General features: G+C 73.0%; 16 protein-coding genes. 7 read left to right on the top strand and 9 right to left on the bottom strand.

What is annotated here, in order from left to right; translation table 11 throughout:
* The 4 genes from CLV67_RS18725 to CLV67_RS18710 form a co-directional block, all read right to left on the bottom strand.
* A complete protein-coding gene (locus tag CLV67_RS18725; RefSeq protein WP_106320053.1) occupies positions 1-2,487 on the bottom strand; it encodes a DEAD/DEAH box helicase in 2,487 nt (828 codons plus the stop codon).
* 206 nt (positions 2,488-2,693) lie between these two features.
* Complete coding sequence (locus CLV67_RS18720; protein WP_106320051.1) at positions 2,694-3,383, bottom strand: eCIS core domain-containing protein; 690 nt, start codon at positions 3,381-3,383, stop codon at positions 2,694-2,696.
* Complete coding sequence (locus CLV67_RS18715; protein WP_106320049.1) at positions 3,380-3,661, bottom strand: hypothetical protein; 282 nt, start codon at positions 3,659-3,661, stop codon at positions 3,380-3,382. Before CLV67_RS18715 ends, CLV67_RS18720 begins: the two co-directional genes overlap by 4 nt.
* A gap of 115 nt (positions 3,662-3,776) precedes the next feature.
* Positions 3,777-4,793: an ROK family transcriptional regulator gene (locus CLV67_RS18710; RefSeq protein WP_106320047.1), complete on the bottom strand. Its 1,017-nt coding sequence runs from the start codon at positions 4,791-4,793 to the stop codon at positions 3,777-3,779.
* A 56-nt stretch (positions 4,794-4,849) separates the two neighbouring features.
* On the opposite strand from CLV67_RS18710, the gene CLV67_RS18705 reads away from it, so the two are divergent.
* Both CLV67_RS18705 and CLV67_RS18700 read left to right on the top strand, forming a co-directional pair.
* Positions 4,850-7,282: a glycosyl hydrolase 2 galactose-binding domain-containing protein gene (locus CLV67_RS18705; protein WP_203737171.1), complete on the top strand. Its 2,433-nt coding sequence runs from the start codon at positions 4,850-4,852 to the stop codon at positions 7,280-7,282.
* Positions 7,276-8,112, top strand: coding sequence for a substrate-binding domain-containing protein (locus CLV67_RS18700; RefSeq protein WP_106320045.1), 837 nt, complete (start codon positions 7,276-7,278; stop codon positions 8,110-8,112). Before CLV67_RS18705 ends, CLV67_RS18700 begins: the two co-directional genes overlap by 7 nt.
* On the opposite strand, the gene CLV67_RS18695 is transcribed toward CLV67_RS18700, so the two are convergent.
* The 4 genes from CLV67_RS18695 to CLV67_RS18680 all read right to left on the bottom strand — a co-directional run bounded on the left by CLV67_RS18695 (position 8,098) and on the right by CLV67_RS18680 (position 10,358).
* On the bottom strand, positions 8,098-8,298 hold the full coding sequence (locus CLV67_RS18695) for a DUF1918 domain-containing protein (RefSeq protein ID WP_106320043.1): 201 nt from the start codon (positions 8,296-8,298) through the stop codon (positions 8,098-8,100). The two genes, CLV67_RS18700 and CLV67_RS18695, sit on opposite strands and share 15 nt — an antisense overlap.
* A gap of 139 nt (positions 8,299-8,437) precedes the next feature.
* Positions 8,438-9,022 carry a DoxX family membrane protein gene (locus tag CLV67_RS18690; RefSeq protein WP_106320041.1) on the bottom strand — a complete coding sequence of 195 codons (585 nt, stop codon included), beginning with the start codon at positions 9,020-9,022 and terminating at the stop codon, positions 8,438-8,440.
* A gap of 197 nt (positions 9,023-9,219) precedes the next feature.
* Positions 9,220-9,678 carry a universal stress protein gene (locus CLV67_RS18685; RefSeq protein ID WP_106320039.1) on the bottom strand — a complete coding sequence of 153 codons (459 nt, stop codon included), beginning with the start codon at positions 9,676-9,678 and terminating at the stop codon, positions 9,220-9,222.
* 149 nt (positions 9,679-9,827) lie between these two features.
* On the bottom strand, positions 9,828-10,358 hold the full coding sequence (locus tag CLV67_RS18680; protein WP_106320571.1) for a flavodoxin family protein: 531 nt from the start codon (positions 10,356-10,358) through the stop codon (positions 9,828-9,830).
* Positions 10,359-10,511: 153 nt separating this feature from the next.
* Between CLV67_RS18680 and CLV67_RS18675 the strand changes: the two genes are divergently transcribed.
* The 3 genes from CLV67_RS18675 to CLV67_RS18665 all read left to right on the top strand — a co-directional run bounded on the left by CLV67_RS18675 (position 10,512) and on the right by CLV67_RS18665 (position 11,918).
* Positions 10,512-10,772: a hypothetical protein gene (locus tag CLV67_RS18675; RefSeq protein WP_106320569.1), complete on the top strand. Its 261-nt coding sequence runs from the start codon at positions 10,512-10,514 to the stop codon at positions 10,770-10,772.
* Between the two features lie 90 nt (positions 10,773-10,862).
* Positions 10,863-11,429, top strand: a complete 567-nt coding sequence (locus tag CLV67_RS18670) for a histidine phosphatase family protein (RefSeq protein ID WP_106320037.1) — start codon at positions 10,863-10,865, stop codon at positions 11,427-11,429.
* Between the two features lie 90 nt (positions 11,430-11,519).
* Complete coding sequence (locus tag CLV67_RS18665) at positions 11,520-11,918, top strand: hypothetical protein (protein WP_106320035.1); 399 nt, start codon at positions 11,520-11,522, stop codon at positions 11,916-11,918.
* A gap of 540 nt (positions 11,919-12,458) precedes the next feature.
* Here the strand turns inward: CLV67_RS18665 and CLV67_RS18660 are convergent.
* On the bottom strand, positions 12,459-15,029 hold the full coding sequence (locus tag CLV67_RS18660; protein ID WP_106320033.1) for a helix-turn-helix transcriptional regulator: 2,571 nt from the start codon (positions 15,027-15,029) through the stop codon (positions 12,459-12,461).
* A 191-nt stretch (positions 15,030-15,220) separates the two neighbouring features.
* Between CLV67_RS18660 and CLV67_RS18655 the strand changes: the two genes are divergently transcribed.
* Together CLV67_RS18655 and CLV67_RS18650 are read left to right on the top strand one after the other, a co-directional pair.
* Entirely contained in the window at positions 15,221-16,099 is an 879-nt protein-coding gene (locus CLV67_RS18655) for an alpha/beta hydrolase family protein (protein ID WP_106320031.1), read from the top strand.
* Positions 16,100-16,182: 83 nt separating this feature from the next.
* Positions 16,183-17,427, top strand: a complete 1,245-nt coding sequence (locus CLV67_RS18650; RefSeq protein ID WP_146169228.1) for an LRV domain-containing protein — start codon at positions 16,183-16,185, stop codon at positions 17,425-17,427.
* Positions 17,428-17,456: the final 29 nt, after the last annotated feature.

The following is a 17,456-nucleotide window of genomic DNA, read 5'->3' as shown; positions in this document are numbered from 1 at the left end:
TCAGTGCGGGCCGACGGCGGTGACCGTGATCGCGGCCGTGCCGGCTTCGTCGGACTCGGCCAGGTCGACGACGGCGTCGATGCCCCAGTCGTGGTCGCCCTCCGGGTCCTCGAACACCTGCCGGACCGTCCACTGGGTGGCGCCCTGCTCGATGTTCAGGAACGCCGGGCCGCGCGCCGCCGGGCCGGTGCCGAGCGTGTCGTACTCCTCGAAGTAGTCCTGGATCGCCTTCTGCCAGCGCTCGGAGGTCCAGCCGTGCTCGGCGTCCATCTCGCCGAGCAGGTCCCAGCGGCGCAGCGCGGCCAGCTCCACCCGCCGGAACATGGCGTTGCGCACCAGCACCCGGAAGGCGCGGGCGTTGCGGGTGACGGCGGGCGGCTTGTCGTCGATGCGGACCTCGGTGATCTCCTCGCCGGGGTTCTGCAGGCGGGCCCACTCGTCGAGCAGGCTGGAGTCGACCTGACGGACCAGCTCGCCGAGCCACTCGATGAGGTCGGTGAGTTCCTCGGTGCGGGCGTCCTCGGGCACCGTCTGGCGCAGCGCGCGGTACGCGTCGGCGAGGTAGCGCAGCACCAGGCCCTCGGAGCGGGACAGGCCGTAGAACGACACGTACTCGGTGAACGTCATGGCCCGCTCGTACATGTCGCGGACCACGGACTTGGGTTTGAGCTCGTAGTCGGCGACCCACGGGTGGCCGCGGCGGTACGTCTCGTACGCGGCCTCGAGCAGCTCCTTCAGCGGCTGCGGCCAGGTCACGTCCTCCAGGAGCTGCATGCGCTCCTCGTATTCGATGCCCTCGGCCTTCATGGCGTTGACCGCCTCGCCGCGGGCCTTCTTGCGCTGCTCGGAGACGATCTGCCGGGGGTCCTCCAGGGTCGACTCGATCACCGAGACGACGTCGAGCGGGTACTCCGGTGACTCCTTGTCGAGCAGCTCCAGGCACGCGAGCGCGAACGGCGACAGCGCCTGGTTCAGGGCGAAGTCCAGCTGCAGATCCTCGACGAGCTTGTAGATGCCCTCATCGGTACGTTCGATGACGCCACCCGCCACGAGCGCCCGCGCGATCCCGACCGCCCTGCGGATGTGCCTGCGCTGAGCGGGCCGCTCCTCGTGATTCTCGGTCAAGAGATGCTTCAGGGCGGGGTACGGGTCGCCGCCCCGGTTCATCACGTTGAGCAGCATCGCATGGCTCACCTGGAACGACGAGGTCAGCGGCTCCGGCTCGGCGTCGACCAGCCGGTCGAACGTGGGCCGGCCCCAGCCGATCTGCCCCTCCGGCGGCTTCTTGCGCACCACCTTGCGGCGCTTCTTCGGGTCGTCGCCGGCCTTCGCGAGCGCCCGCTCGTTGTCGATCACGTGTTCCGGAGCCTGGACGATCACGGTGCCGATGGTGTCGAACCCGGCACGACCGGCGCGGCCCGCGATCTGGTGGAACTCACGTGCCTTGAGCAGGCGGGTCTTCACACCGTCGTACTTCGACAGGCCGGTGAACAGCACGGTCCGGATCGGCACGTTGATGCCCACGCCGAGCGTGTCCGTACCGCAGATGACCTTGAGGAGGCCGGCCTGCGCGAGTGTCTCGACCAGCCGGCGGTACTTCGGCAGCATGCCCGCGTGGTGCACGCCGATCCCGTGCCGGACCAGGCGCGAGAGCGTACGCCCGAAGCCCGCCGTGAACCGGAAGTTGCCGATCGCCGCGGCGATCGCGTCCTTCTCCGCCCGGGTGCTCATGTTGATGCTCATCAGCGACTGCGCCCGCTCCAGCGCCGCGGCCTGCGTGAAATGCACGATGTAGACCGGCGCCTGCTTGGTCGTCAGCAGCTCCTCGATCGTCTCGTGCAGTGGTGTCATCGCGTACTCGAAGATCAGCGGGACCGGCCGCTCGGCGTTGCTGACCACGGCCGTCTCCCGGCCGGTGCGCCTCGACAGATCGTCGACGAACCGGGTCACGTCACCGAGCGTCGCCGACATGAGGATGAACTGCGCCTGCGGCAGCTCGATGAGCGGCACCTGCCAGGCCCAGCCCCGGTCGGGTTCGGCGTAGAAGTGGAACTCGTCCATCACGACCTGTCCGACGTCGGCGTCGGTGCCCTCACGCAGTGCCAGGTTCGCCAGGATCTCCGCGGTGCAGCAGATGATCGGCGCGTCCGCGTTGACGCTCGCGTCACCGGTCAGCATGCCCACGTTGTGCGCGCCGAACGTCGCGCAGAGGGCGAAGAACTTCTCGCTCACCAGCGCCTTGATCGGCGCCGTGTAGAACGTGGTGCGGCCGTCGGCCAGCGCCGCGAAGTGCGCACCGGTCGCGACCAGGCTCTTGCCCGAGCCGGTCGGTGTGTTCAGGATGACGTTCGCGCCGGTCGCGATCTCGATCAGCGCCTCCTCCTGATGCGGATACAGGGTCAGGCCCTGCTCGGTCACCCACGCCTGGAAGGCGTCGAAGACGGCGTCAGGTTCGGGGGAGCCCGGGAGGCGATCGGTCAGCGTCATGATCGGTCAAGTGTGTCAGCTCGCCCCGAACGCGGCGTACAGGGGACCGGCGATACTTCCGGCCACACCGAGGATTGACGCGACGACCGCGACGGCCGCTCCCAGTTTTCGCATGGGTCGCACTCTGCCTGCTCACGGTTGCCGGAACGGTTGCCGCCGGGTTGTAGCGTCACCTCGCGGAGAACCCGGGCCCTCGGCTCCCGTTCTCAGTTTCCGGCCTGCACACCGTTGCGCTGCTGGACGACGTGGGTCTGCTCGTGGGCGGGGAGGTTGCGCCCGGCGGGTTCGGGGCCGGGCGCCGGCTTGCTCTGCTCCGTGGTGAACGCCCGGGACCGGAGCTCGTCCGGCTTCGCGGGCGGCGGCGCGCCACCTGAGCCGCTGACCACGTCGGTGGGCTGGATCGGCGGCACGGCCCGCACCTGCGCCTGCCGGGCCTGCGCCAGCGCCCGTGCCGAGGCCATCAGCGTGCGCAGCTCCGCGACCTGCGACATGGCCAGGACATAGGCGGTCTGCAGCCTCGCGTAGGTCGCCGGGTCGGCCGCGACCGGGTCGAGGATCAACGTCCCGGCCACCATGAGGCCCTGCCCGCCGGCGAGGGACCGGACGGCCTGCATGCGCGCCTGCGCGGTGGCCAGCGTCTGGCCGTAGTCGGAGAACGTCGCGGCGGTCGCCTCGATCTCGGCCCGCAGCCGGTCGGCGAGCCCCGCGGCGGCGGTCATCCGCTCACTGAACGCCGCGCCGCCCGCGCCCACCCAGCTGTGCCGCGCCTCGTGACCGGCCAGCCGCATCGTGGTGGCGCCGTTGTCGACCTCGAAGCCGAGCCGGCCGCGCAGCCACTGCGCGCCGGAGAACAGGGCGGCCGGGTTCCCGTCGAGTCGCGTGTCGATCGGCATCATCGACTCCCGTTGATGCTCTGCGCGTTGCCGGCGTCCTCGTCGGCGTACGTGTGATTCGCCTGTGTCACCCGCGCGGCCGCCGCGCCGAGCCCTTCGGCCAGGCCGGAAGCGCTCTGCCCGAGGTGCACGAGCAGTTCGTCGAAGATCGGTGTGTCCATCCCGGCGTCGGGTGCCCCGGGCGCGCCGGAGACGGCCGCCCCCAGCCCGTCCGCGGACCGCAGCAGCTGGTCGGCGATCCCCTCGAGTGACACCGGGTCGACATGCAGTCGATCGGCCATGGTCCTTCTCCCTCCCCAAGCCGGACGCGGGTGTGTACCAGCCCCGTCTTGGATCGGTTCAATGACACACCGGAGATTTCTCGCGACCGACCGTCACCGTCCGCCGGTCAGCGGGTCAGCGGGTCAGGTGGGACTGGAGGATCAGGGCAGCCGCTCCGGTGGCCGCGGCGATGGTCGCGGCAGGTGAGACGGTGACCGTTACTGATCTCTTCCATGTGCGGGCGTCAGCCGCCCTGATCCGGCGGGCTATGGCCGGGCCGTAGACGAACGACGCCGCCGCGAAACCCGGGCCGGTCAGCACCAGCAGGTTCACCCCGAACAGGTTCACCACCGTCTCGGCCGCCGCCGCGACGTACCCTGCCGACGCTTCGAGGGCTTCCCGGCAGGGACCGGGAGCGGATCGTGCCTGCCGGGCCACCGCGTCGAAGCCGGCGGGCCCGCCGGAGGTGATCACGGTACGGGGCCCGGCCACCGCCTCCAGGCAGCCCCGCCCGCCGCACCAGCATTCCGGGCCGTCGACGAGCACGCAGACGTGACCGAAACCGGCCGGTCGGGCCCGGCCGTCGAGGACCACCCCGGCGCCGAAGGCCGTGCCCAGGTAGAGGGCCGCGAAGGGGCGCTCCGGCTCGACCCGTTCCACCCAGTAGGCGCCGACCGCCGCCGCGGTGGCCTGATCCTGACTGAGCACCGGGAAGCCGGCGATCTCGTCCGGCGGCGGGCCGTCCGCCGTGGCGACGCCCACGCCGAGGCAGCGGTCCCGGTCCACGCCCGCGACGCTGAGCAGTCGCTCGACGCCGTCGGCGAGCGGCCCGGCGGCGTAGCTGGGGGAGACGGCGGGGGTGGCGAGCCGGGCCAGGACGCCGCCGGTCTGTCCGGTCAGCACGTAGATGATCCGGTCGCCGTCGTGGTGGATGCCGACGGCGACGCGGGCGGCCGGATCGAGGCGCAGCAGCGTGCGCGGCTTGCCGCCGCTGGGGCTGCGGCCGGTCTCCAGCACGAGACCTTCATCGAGAAGCTTGCGTACGGTCGTCGACACGGCGGCCTCGGTCAGCCCGGTGCGGCGGGCCAATTCGACACGGCTCACGGGCTCGCCCGCGCGGATCGCGTCGAGGATGCGTGCCCGAGCACTCATGGTCACGCTCCCACAGGTGGTTGACGAGGTTACTTCACTGGCTTAAGAATCATCGTATGCTGCTGCGACACGACCTGAACACCGGCTGGACCCTGCGCGCCACGGGCGGCCCCGTGCCGCCCGCGATCGCCGCCGCCACCCTGCCCGCCACGGTCCCGGGCACCGTTCACGTCGACCTGCTCGCGGCCGGTCTCATCCCCGACCCTTACACCGGCACGAACGAGGCGGACCTCGTCTGGTTCCACCGGTCGGCGTGGCGCTACGAGACCACCCTCACCGCGGAGCCTGCCGCCGACGGGGAGCGCGTCGACCTGGTCTTCGACGGCCTCGACACGGTCGCCGTCGTCGAGCTCGGCGGGACGGAGATCGGCCGGACCGCGAACATGCACCGCGGTTACCGCTTCGACGTCGGCCGGCTGCTCGGCGGCGAGGCGATCCCGCTGACCGTCGACTTCGCGTCCGCCCTCGAGTACGCGGAGGAGACCGAGCGCCGGATCGGGCGGCGGCCCCGCGCGTACGCCCACCCCTTCAACGCTGTCCGCAAGATGGCCTGCTCGTTCGGCTGGGACTGGGGTCCCGACCTGCAGACCGCCGGCATCTGGAAGAACGTGCGCCTGGAGCGGTGGCGCACCGCGCGCCTGGCCGCCGTCCGCCCGCTGGCCACCCGGGACCGCCTCACCGTGCACGTCGACGTCGAACGCGCCGCCGACACCCCGCTGACCGTCGAGGTGACCGCGGGCGACCGTCGCGCCACCGTCGAGCTGGCGGCCGGCACCGTCAGTGGCAGCGTCGAGCTCGCCGTGCCCGGCGCCCCGCTCTGGTGGCCGGCCGGCTACGGCGACCAGCCGCTGGTGCCCGTCACCGTCACCCTGCTGTCCGGCGGCGAGGCCCTCGACGAGCACCGCACCCGCGTCGGCTTCCGCGACGTCCGCCTCGACGAGACCCCCGATGAGCACGGCACGAAGTTCACGCTGCTGGTCAACGACCGCGAGGTCTTCGTGCTGGGCCTCAACTGGATCCCCGAGGACCACCTGCTCACCCGCCTGACCCGCGCCGATCTCGAGGCCGCCGTCGACCGTGCCGTGGCCGCGAACGCCAACCTGCTGCGCATCTGGGGCGGCGGCATCTGGGAGAGCGACGACTTCTACGACGTCTGCGACGAGCGCGGTGTCCTGGTGTGGCAGGACTTCCCACTGGCGTGTGCCGCCTACGCCGAGGAGGAGCCGCTGCGCTCCGAGATCCTCGCCGAGGCGGCTGAGAACATCACCCGCCTGGCCCCGCACCCCTCGCTGATCCTGTGGAACGGCGGCAACGAGAACATCTGGGGTCACGAGGACTGGGGCTGGAAGGACGAGCTGAACGGCGCCACCTGGGGCGCCGGCTACTACTACCGCGACTTCCCGGAACTCGTGGCCGCCCTCGACCCGACCCGGCCGTACCACGCGGGCAGCCCGTCCAGCCCCGGCCACGATCCCGAGGTCGTGCACCCCAACGACGACCGGTACGGCACCCGCCACGAGTGGGAGGTGTGGAACCGGCAGGACTACACCCATCACGACCGGTTCGTGCCCCGGTTCTGCTCCGAGTTCGGCTGGCAGGCGCCACCGGCCTGGTCCACGCTCGCCGAGGCCCTCGACCCGGCCGACCTGCACAAGGAGTCGGCGGCGTTCCTGCTGCACCAGAAGGCGGAGGACGGCAACGGCAAACTCGACCGCGGCCTGGCCCACCACATGCGGGTGCCCGAGGACTTCGCCGACTGGCACTGGGCGACCCAGCTCAACCAGGCGCGCGCCACCGCGTACGCCGTCGAGCATCTGAGGTCCCATGCCCCGCGCACGATGGGCAGCATCATCTGGCAGCTCAACGACTGCTGGCCGGTCACGTCGTGGGCCATGGTCGACGGCGCCGGGCGGCGCAAGCCCGCCTGGTACGCGCTGCGTCGTGCGTACGCCCCCAGGCTTCTCGCCCTTCGCCTCCGCGACGGCGTCCCGGTGCTGGTCACCGTCAACGACACCGACGAGCCGTGGGACTCGCCGGTCCGGCTGCGCCGGACCACCTTCGGCGGGACGTGCCTGGCCTCGGCGGAACTCCAGGTCAGCGTGCCGGCCAGGTCCGTGCGGATCCAAGACCTGACCCCCGAGTTGTACGCCGTGACGAGCGCGGCCGGCGAGGTCCTGGTGGCCGACGCCGGGACCCTGCGGGCCGTCCATCTGTTCGCCGAGGACCGGGACCTCGCCTACGACCCGGACGCGCTGACGACCGAGGTGACCGCCGTCCGGAACGGCTACGAGGTGACCGTCACGGCGAGGTCGTTCGCCCGGGACGTCGCCCTCCTCGCCGACCGGCTGAGCCCGTCCGCCGAGGTCGACGACATGCTGATCGACCTGCTGCCCGGTGAGTCCCGCACGTTCACCGTCACGACGGCCCCGGGGAGCACCGGCGGCGCGGAGATGGAGCGACTGCTGCACTCCGCGAACCGGCTGTGCTGATCGGGCTCGTCCTCACCGCGGGCGACGCGCGCGTCGGTGTGGAACCGTTCTTCCTCGAACTCACCGCCGGGCTCGACGAGGTGCTGGCCGGACGGGCGGGGAGCGTGTTCCTGCTCGTCGTCGCGGACGCCGCGGCCGAGCGTGACACGTATCGCCGCTGGGCGGCGCAACGGTCGGTCGCCGCGGTGGTGCTGGTCAACCTCGTGCACGGCGACGACCGGCCGGACCTGCTGGCGGAGCTGGGACTCCCGGCCCTGCTGGCGGGCCGGCGCGAGGGGGCGTACCCCGCCGTGGTCACCGACGACGGCCGCGCCCTGACCGCCGCGCTGGACGTCCTGCACGATCTCGGGCACCGGGTGGTGGGCCGCGTCAGCGGGCCCGCCGCCCTGGCGCACACCGCCGAACGTGGCGCCGCCGCCGCGGCGCACCGCCTCACCGTCCACGTCACCGAGGGCGACTACAGTGCCGCCTCCGGCGTCCGTGGCCTGCGGGCGCTGCTGGCCGCCGACCCGCCGCCCACCGCGGTCGTGTTCGACAACGACGTCATGGCCGTGGCCGCCGCCCGGGAACTGGCCCGCGAGGGGATCCCGGTCCCCGGGCGCCTCAGCCTGGTCGCCGGCAACGACTCGCCGCTGTGCGAGCTGGCCACACCACCGCTGTCCGCCCTCGGTACCGACGCACACGCGTTCGGCCGTGTCCTGGGCGAGACCGTCCTGGCCGTGCTCGACGGTGGGCCGCCGCCGGTCCGCCCGGCCCCGCCGGCGAGGGTTCGCCTGCGGGAGAGCACCGCCCGGCCGGCGGAGGCGCCCCGCGGGTCAGGAGACCGCTGAGGCGCGGCCGGCCTCCAGGTGCGTCTCCGGCCCCGGGAAGATCAGGCCGGTGTGCCCGTCGTCCCACTGGACCTCGTAGGGCGGTGTGCCGTCCTCGTGCCGCAGCTGGGTGATCACACCGCCCCTGCTGCCGTCGCCGACGTGCTTGCCCTTGACCACGATCCGGTCACCCACGTGCGCGATCATCCCTGCCTCCCGGTTTCTCGTCTCCTCGCAGCATGCGCCTGCGGACCGTCCGGAGGTACCGGTTGCGCACGATCCGCCGGACGCGGGCACGGGGAAGCTCGGCCGGGGCGCCCCGGCCGGGCTGTGGGGGATGGGCGAATCAGATGAGCCAGCGGTTCTTCTGGACCAGGGGCAGTCGCGCCCACCAGCGGCCCAGACCCCAGGTGTGCCCGGCGTAGGTCAGGGCCAGCACCGCGGCACCCAGACCGTAGACGACGTGGTAGTCGACCAGCGGGTTGCTCGACCGGGTGGGCTCACCGCTGCTGGTCTCCTGGGCGAGCGGCCACTCGGCGGCCCACATGAAGGCCATCATCAGGCCGGCGGCGACGGCGGCGATCCGCAGGCCGATGCCGAGGATCAGCGCGACGCCGACCCCGAGCAGGCCCAGCATGAACAGCCAGTCGGCCCAGACGGCTCCGGCGATGCTGTGGAAGAAGTTCTCGAACGGTCCGACCTCGACTCCGGAGAGAAATCCTTTGGTCGGCGATCCGCCGTTGATCCAGGCGCGCTCGGCGGGCGTCGCGTACCCGAATCCGAATGTCTTGTCGAGAAACGCCCAGAGAAAGACGAACCCGGTGGCGATCCGCAGCACCGCCAGCACCCGGGCGGCGGTGTGGGTGAGCATCGAGCCGGGGGCCTCGACCTGCTCCAACTGGGCGATGTTGTGGCGTGCGGTGGTGGCCATCTGGTCCTCCTCGAGACCTTGTCGTCACCTATGACTCTCCGCTTCCGCATCGATCGCCACCTGTGCCGCAGAGCCCCTTGCGGCACGGCCGAGGTCCCGACCGTTTCGGGACCAACGGCCCCCCGGTACCTGATGCGCCGGCCGATGGACACGGCGAGGGGCGCGCCGGATGACGCGCCCCTCGCCGTGCGTCCGTCTCAGCCGACGGTGGCGGGTTCCCGGATCGGAGCCGGGATGACCACGACCGGGCAGGTGGCCTTGCGGATGCAGGACTCGCTCACCGAACCCAGGACGGTGTGCCGGACCCGGCTGTGGCCGTGACTGCCCAGCACCAGCAGGTCGGCGTCGCGGGCGGCGGTGGTGAGGGCCTCGGCGGGGCTGCCCTCGACGACCTCGGCGGTGACCGGCAGCCGTGAGCCCCGCTCCCGGGCGAGGGCGTCGATCTCGGAGGCCAGCACCTGGCCGGCGAGGGCGCTCTCGTCGCTCGGCGAGACGGCGGTGGCGATCGGGCCGTAGTCGAGGCCGGTCCACGACCAGGCGATGACGGCCCGGACGGCTCCTCCGCGGGCGGCCGCCTCGGTGGCCGCCCAGGCGAGAGCGCGGCGACCGCCTTCGGAGCCGTCGACGCCCACCACGATCAGGTATCCGGTGCTCATCACTGCCTCCTGAAGGAGAGACCAGCGAACCGGGCACTCCGTTTCGCTGTCTGATTAGTCCAGAATAGTGCGATAGGCGCGACGGGCGGGTCATCGTGCCGATCCGGCTCATCGATCCAGGGCCGCATGGCTCCTCCTCGGTCCGGACCTTAGGCGGCCGCGGCGGAGGAGGCGCTGGCCGCGCGGGCCAGCCGGGCACCCCACTCGCGGGCCCGGTCCAGTTCGCCCGGCACGAGCGGTCCCCGCGTACCGGAGACCAGGAAGCCCTCGGCCGCCAGTACGGGCTCGCCGCCGAGCCGGTGCAGCGAGCGCAGCGCCTTGCGGGCCGCCGAGCCGGTGAACAGCGCGCCCGCGACCCGGGTGTCGAACGCGGCCACGGCGACGTCGTCCAGCCCGGCCAGGCCGTCCAGCCATTCACGCAGCCCGGCCTCGACGGCACCGGGCCGTACCGTGCCCTGTCGCGCGGCGTCGGCGCGGGTGGCCGGCCGGCTCATCCCGAAGGCATGGGTGGGCGCTCCGGTGACCAGCAGGCCGACCCCCCTCGGGAGCGGACGGGCCGACACGTCGGCGATCTCCACCAGAGAGCCGCCGGGCAGGGCGGAGGACATCCCGGCCGCGACCGCCCGGGCCACCGCTTCGGTGTGGCCGAACATCGATTCGTACAGCACCAGGCACTTCATGTTTCCACGGTGCATTGACAGGCCCGCCACAGACAGGGCCGTTAGTCATACCTTCGTGGGCCCTACCGGGTGTGTCAAAAGGGATCTTTCGCGCTTCCGCTGCCGATGATCTCGGTGGGTGCAGAAGATGTCACGGGAAGGGTGGTGACGCTGATGGTGGTTCTGCTCGTCGCGATGTTAGGCCTGGTGGCCGCTGCGTTGCTCGCGTTCTGGCCCTCGCGGGAGGACCGGGCCGACGGGAGCGGGCCGGACCGCGCCGCCGGGCATGCCGAGCCGTCGGCGCCGAGCAGCCTCGAAGGTGTCCTCACCGCCCAGCTGATCGCCGGTGAGATCACCCGCGGGCAGTATCTGCGTGCGCTCGCACAGATCGCCGCCCGCGACGAGGAGCGGCACCCGATGGCTGTTCCCTGGTAGACGCCTCGCCTCTGATGGACGCCTCGCCTCTGATGGACGCCTCGCCTCTGGTGGACGCCTCGCCCTGGTAGACATGGAGCGGGAGGGCACATGGCGGAGATCGTTCTGATCCGGCACGGGCAGACGGAGTGGAGTGCCCGCGGCAGGCACACCTCGTACACCGATCTGCCGTTGACCTCGGAAGGGGAACGGCAGGCACGCTCCGCCGGTGAGCGGATCGCCGGGCGGGAGTTCGCGGCCGTGCTGTCCAGCCCGCGGGAGCGCGCGCGGCGCACCGCCGAGCTGGCCGGGCTAACCGTGACCGAGGTGACCGACGACCTGGCCGAGTGGAACTACGGCGAGTACGAGGGCATCACCACACCGGAGATCCGTTCCGGGCGGCCGGGCTGGTCGCTGTGGACCGACGGCTGTCCCGGCGGCGAGTCCCCCGAGCAGGTCGGCGCGCGTCTCGACCGCGTCCTGGCCCGCGCCCGCGAAATGCTGACCCGCGGCGACGTGGCGATGATCGCGCACGGGCACTGCCTGCGCGTGGCCGGCGCCCGCTGGATCGGGCTGCCCCCGGCGGTCGGCGGGCTTCTCAGACTGGACACCGCGACCTATTCGGCGCTCGGGTTCGAGCACGACGTCGATCCCGTGCTGGCCAGCTGGAACGGCTGACACCTAACACACAGCCGGGGCACATGGTGGTGCACAGTCTCGCGGCGAATCGTGGGGGTCACACGAGGGATCAGCGAGGGGAGCACCGCCATGCTCGGACAGATCGATCACGCCGTCGCGCCCGCGGCTCAGCCCGTGGTCGCCGTGCTCGGCCAGCGGAGCCGGGTCGCCGCCCTGCCGCAACACCTGCCGTCCGGCTGGCGGATGCGGATGCTGCCCGATCTCGACGACGTCCGGGCCGGCGAGCTGGTGGTGCTCAGCGGCGCGACGGCGCGGGGTGTCCGGACCGCCCGCTCGCTGCTGCCGCCGGTCACCCGGATCGTCGCCCTGATCGACGACTGGGCGCCCGCCGAGCTGGTCTCCGGCGTCCTCGACGCGGGCGCCGACGTGTGCGTGCGCGGCGGCCACCCGGGCATCCTGGCCGGCCACCTGGTCGCCTGCCGCCGCCGTCAGCTCGCCGAACGCTGGGCGACCCTCGACCTCGGCTAGGCAGTGTTTCGTAGGGCCGTTGATGTTGTGGTGTGGCGGTGATCGATAACGTTCGGTAGTTGGTTCAGCGACCAAGCCAGAACTTCACACCGGAGTGACCGACGGGCAGCGCGGCGACAGCCCGCAGTTCATCCCGGTCCTGCCGCATCCCCGGACGCGATGCCCGCGCACCCAACCGGCCCGACCTGATCACCCAGCAGCACCCCACGCACCCAACCGACCCGGCCCGATCGCCCAGCAGAACCCCGCGCACCCCTCCCAGGCCGACCCGATCGCCCAGCGGTGTCCCGCGCACCCTTCCCTGGCCGGGAAGCAGCCATATCACGGGGCCGCCCTCGGAAAACAGCCCACGATGATCGTCCAGCACCGGGAAACGGCGGTCATCCCCCACGCAAGCCGACGACCACGGCCACCCGGCACCTGACGGCCCGCGAGCTGGCGTAGCCGAGTCACCTCAAGGCAGGGGAACCCCGGCCCGAGATACGGCTGACAGCCGCACACCCCGGAAGCGCGCCTGCGAAACACGGCCCAGGCTCAGGCTCAGGTCGTCAACATGCGGGCCATCTCGGTGCGTGAGCGGACCCCGAGCCGGGCGAAGACGTTGCGCAGGTGATGGTCGACGGTGCGCGGGCTCAGGTGCAGTTCCTGGGCCACCTCCCGGTTGGTGGCGCCGCCCGCGACCAGGGAGGCGATCCGCTCCTGCTGGGCGGTGAGCGCGGGCCCGGACGGCTGCGGGGTCTCCACCCGCTCTCCGGCGGCCCGCAGCTCCCGGACGCTCTGCTCGGCCCACGGGACCGCGTCCAGCAGCTGGAACGTCTCGGCGGCCCGCCGCAGGTGGGTTCGCGCCGCCACGTTGCGGCGGCTGCGGCGCAGCAGCCGGCCGTACAGCAGCTCGGTGTGCGCCCGCGGGAAACCCCCGTCCCCCTCGTGACCGAGCGCCGCGTCGAAGTATCCGGCCGCGGTCTCGGAGTCGTCGGAGCGCAGCGCGCGGCAGCGGTCGCGCAGCGCCAGCCAGGCGGGCTGCCCCGTGCGGCCGGCCCATCTGTCGAACGCCACCGCCACCGGCTCCACCGCCGAGCGCGCCCCGGTCTGCGCGGCGGTCTCCAGCAGGTGCGGCACCACTGCCACCCGCAGCAGCGCCGAACCCGGTCCGGGCGGTCCGGTGACCACCGCGAGCAGGCGTTCGGCGGCGGCCTGGCAGCGTCCGTCGACCAGGTCGAGCAGGGCCAGCGCCCATTCGCAGAGCGGGCGCGACGGCCCGTCGCCGGCCGACGCGATCCGGTGCAGCGCCGTGGTCCGGTCGCCGACCAGGGCGGCCAGCACGGCCAGCACCGCCAGGTGGCCGGCGGCCAGGACCGGCTGGCCGGTGCCGCGGGCGACCGCCGCCCCGTCCATCGCCGCCTCATTGGCCGCGGCGTAGTCGCCGGACGCCATCCCGGACAGCGCGGCAAGCTCCAAGGCCTGCGGCACCAGCACCGACGCGCCCGCCTCCCGGGCCAGCACGGCGGCCCGCCCCGCCAGCGCGGCGGCCCTGCGGGCGTCGCCGATCAGGATGCCCGCGGTGGCGGCGCGCAGCAGTGGCCCGGGTTCGGCCACCCGGTCGGCCAGCGCAACGGTCCGGCGCAGCGGGACGAAAGCGCCCTGCTCGTCGCCTTCGGCGATCCGGGCCAGCCCGGCCACGTGCCGGAAGGTGAGCGTGACGGCCGGCGGCTCGTCGCCGTGCTCCGCGGCGGCCACCCGGCGGGCCAGCGCGGCGTAGCGGCCCTGCTCGCCGGAGCGGCACGCCGACTCCCCGGCAAGGGCCAGCGCCTCGAGGGCGGTGCCGGGATCGGTCTCGGCCAGTTCCGCGGCCACGTCGAGCAGCACGTCACGGGCCCCCGGGCGGCTCTCCGGCAGGCTCATCTCGGCGGTCAGGGCGCGGGCGCGGACCCGGGCCGTGCCACCGGCCGCCGGGATCCGGCGGATCAGCAGCCCGGCCTGGTGCGGACGCCCGGCCAGCCACGCGGAGCGGGCCGCGTCCAGCAGCAGGGCGGCCCGGTCGGCGGGGGTGGGGCACAGCCCGGCCGCGTACCGCCTCGCCTCCGCCGCGACCGATGGATCAGCCGACCGCGCGGCATCGGCCAGCTCCCGCGCCAGGGCCGCGTCCGGCCCGGTGGTCGCGGCGGCGCGCTGCAGCAGTGCGGGCAGACGGGCCCCGCGGGACTCCAGGACCGCGGCGAGGGCGGCGTGGGCGGTCCGGCGACGGGCGACGGGCATCTCGGCGTACGCGACCGCGCGCATCAACGGCCCACGGAAGCGCACCCCGGCCGCCGTGACGGTGACCAGCCCCCGCCGCTCGGCGGCTCCGAAGTCGGCGAGCCCGGGATCACCCGGCGCGGCCGCCAGCAGGGTGTCCGGGGCGGCGTCGGGGGCCGCGGCGGCGAGCAGCAGCAGTTCACGGGTGACGGCTGGAAGACTGTCGAGCTCGGCGGCCAGCCGGCGGCGCAGCGGGCTGTCCGGCGGCAGCGACTCCGGCAGTGGCGCGTATCCGCGGCGCTGCTCCGGCGACAGCCCGCGCGCCAGGTCGGCCAGGGCGCCGGGGTGACCGGCGGCGATCTCGACCAGGGTGCCGGCGACGTCCTCGGCCAGATCGGGGCAGTGGGCGGCGAGGATCCGGCGGGCCGCGGCGGGGCTCAGCGGGGCCAGGCGGTGCACGTCGAACCCGGGCGGCTCGGCGCCGGCCGGGACGGACAGCACGATCGCGACCCGGCCGGCGCCGAGGCGGCGGGCGGCGAAGGAGATCGACCGCCAGGACTCCGGGTCGAGCAGGTGCGCGTCGTCGATCAGGCACAGAACCGGGCGGGCTTGCGCCGCTTCGAGGAGGAAGGGGAGCGCGTCGCCGGTGCCGGTCAGCGTCCGCAGGCTCGCGTAGGGCAGACCGCGCTCGTCCTCGTACCCGGTGGTGGTGAGCACCGTCCAGTCGTGGGCGTGGCCGTCCGCGACCGCGTGCAGCAGTGTGGTGCGGCCCTCGCCGGGCCCGGCGGAGATCACCAGGACGCCGCCACGGCCGGCACGGGCCGACGCGGTGAGCCCGCCGATCGCGGCGATCGCGTCCGGCCAAAGTTTATGCACTGCCGGTGCATCAATCATGCCGCGAGTCTGCCCTGCTCCCGGCGCGAACGGAACACCGTTTCGGCAAATGAAATTTCCGGGATGTTGCCATGCGATGACAGAACGCCGGTGATTTCACCGATGCGTACTTGTCGTCATCCCGCCAAAACTGACGCTCGTCGATCCGATCCCCCACGGTAAGGAGAGTCGACGTGACATCCGTCCCCAAGCGGGCCCTCCGCTGGCTGGCCGTCGCGGCCACCGCGGTCACCCTCGTCGCCGGCACCGGCGTGACCAGCGCGCAGGCCGCGGACAACCCGTACGAGCGGGGCCCCGCGCCCACGCTCTCCTCGCTGCAGGCCTCCCGTGGCCCGTACGCGGTCAGCCAGACCTCCGTCTCCAGCCTGTCCGTCACCGGATTCGGCGGCGGCGAGATCTACTACCCGACCTCGACCAGCGACGGCACCTTCGGCGCCATCGCCATCTCGCCCGGATTCACCGCCTACTGGTCGAGCATCTCCTGGCTCGGGCCGCGGCTGGCGTCACACGGCTTCGTCGTCATCGGCATCGAGACCAACACCACCGCCGACCAGCCGGCCTCCCGTGGCCGGCAGCTGCTCGCCGCGCTCGACTACCTGACCCAGCGCAGCTCCGTGCGTACCCGCATCGACGCGAGCCGTCTCGCGGTCGCCGGGCACTCGATGGGCGGCGGTGGCAGCCTCGAGGCCGCCAGCAGCCGGCCGTCCCTGCAGGCCGCGGTGCCTCTGGCGCCGTGGAACACGGACAAGAGCTGGAGCGAGCTCCGTGTGCCGACCCTGATCATCGGCGGCGAGAGTGACAGCATCGCGGCCGTCTCCTCGCACTCCATTCCCTTCTACAACAGCATCCCGGCGTCGGCGGAGAAGGCGTACCTCGAGCTCAACAACGCCAGCCACTTCTTCCCGCAGAGCACCAACACGCCGACCGCGGTTCAGTCCGTCGCCTGGCTGAAGCGGTTCGTCGACAACGACACCCGGTACGACCAGTTCATCTGCCCCGGGCCGAGCAGCTCGTCGATCTCCGACTACCGCAGCACCTGCCCTCTCTCGTGACGTCGCACTGACGGTTTCACTCACGCCCGGCGCGTCCATCCAGGGATGGATGCGCCGGGCCGCTGCCCGTATCCTTCGTGCTCGTGCCCAACCCCCTGGCGGCCCTGCGCGGCCTGGCCCGCAACCCGGCGCTCCCGGGCGCTGTGCTGCTGCGGCTCGCCGCCGACGACCGGATCACCCCGTGGGACCTCACCTGCCGGCACACCTGGACCGACGAGGCCTTCGACACCCTCGCCGCACACCCCGGCCCCGAGGTACGCGAAGCACTCGCCCAGAGCCCCGGCGCCACCGGAGCACAGCGCGCCCGCCTCGTCGGCGACCTCAGCATCCGGGTCCTGCAGGCCCTCCTCGAAGGCCCTCCCGCCCGCTGGTCCGATCCGCTGCCCGGCTGGGTCCACCGCCGCCTGGCCCACCACCCCGAACCGCTGGTCCGCGACCTGCTCACGTACCTGCCCGGCACACCGCGTGAGGTGGTCGCCCTGCTGGCCCGCGACCCGCACCCCGGCATCGCCGACGCCGCCCGCGCCCTCCTCGATCGCAAGCCCTACGAACCCACGTCCATCGGCGCCGGCCAGGCTGTGGCGTTCGCCTCCGGCGGCTCCGAGTGGAACCGGGAACGCGCCGCGGCCGACCCGGCCCTGCCCGCCGACTGGGTCACCACGCTCGCCGCCGACCCCTCACCCCGGGTCCGTCTCGCCGTCTCCCAGCGGCCCGAACTCACCGAGGACCAGCGCGCCGCCATCGACTACCCCGCCGGCCAGGAGACCCCGCTGCTGGACTGGGTCCTCGCCGCCGGGCCCGACGAACTGCGCCGGTGCGCCCGCTCCGCCCACCCCGGCCTGCGGCGCAGCGCGGCCTGCCATCCCGAGCTGCCCGCCGACCTGGTCGGCGTGCTCGCCGCCGATCCGGACCCGGCGGTGCGGGCGCTGCTCTGCGCCTACCGGGCCGACGTCCCCGGTGACCTGGTGCTGGACACCTACCTGACGGTCGTCTCCGGTTCCCCCTGCGCCGATTCCGGCTTCGCGGGCCTGTCCGGCGACGATCTGGTCCGGCATCCGGCCTTTCCGCGTACGGGACTCGCGCGCCTGATGTCCAGCCCGGACGAACGAGCGCGTGCCCTGGTCACACGCGACCCCGCCGCACCGCCGGCCCTGATCGGACAGCTCAGCCACGACGCGTCCGCCACGGTCCGCGCCGCGGCCGCCGAGGACCCCCGCCTGCCGCCGGAACGCCTGCTCGAACTCCTCGAGGACTCGCCCACCACGACCGCGGCCGCGGCGAACCCCGCCCTTCCGCTCCCGGTCGCGGAAAGGCTCCTGCCCCGCTGACCGATCCTGTGGCGGTGTCACACCAGATC

The organism is Actinoplanes italicus (assembly GCF_003001815.1).
Taxonomy (GTDB): domain Bacteria; phylum Actinomycetota; class Actinomycetes; order Mycobacteriales; family Micromonosporaceae; genus Actinoplanes; species Actinoplanes italicus.
This window is presented reverse-complemented; position numbering and strand designations above follow the sequence as displayed.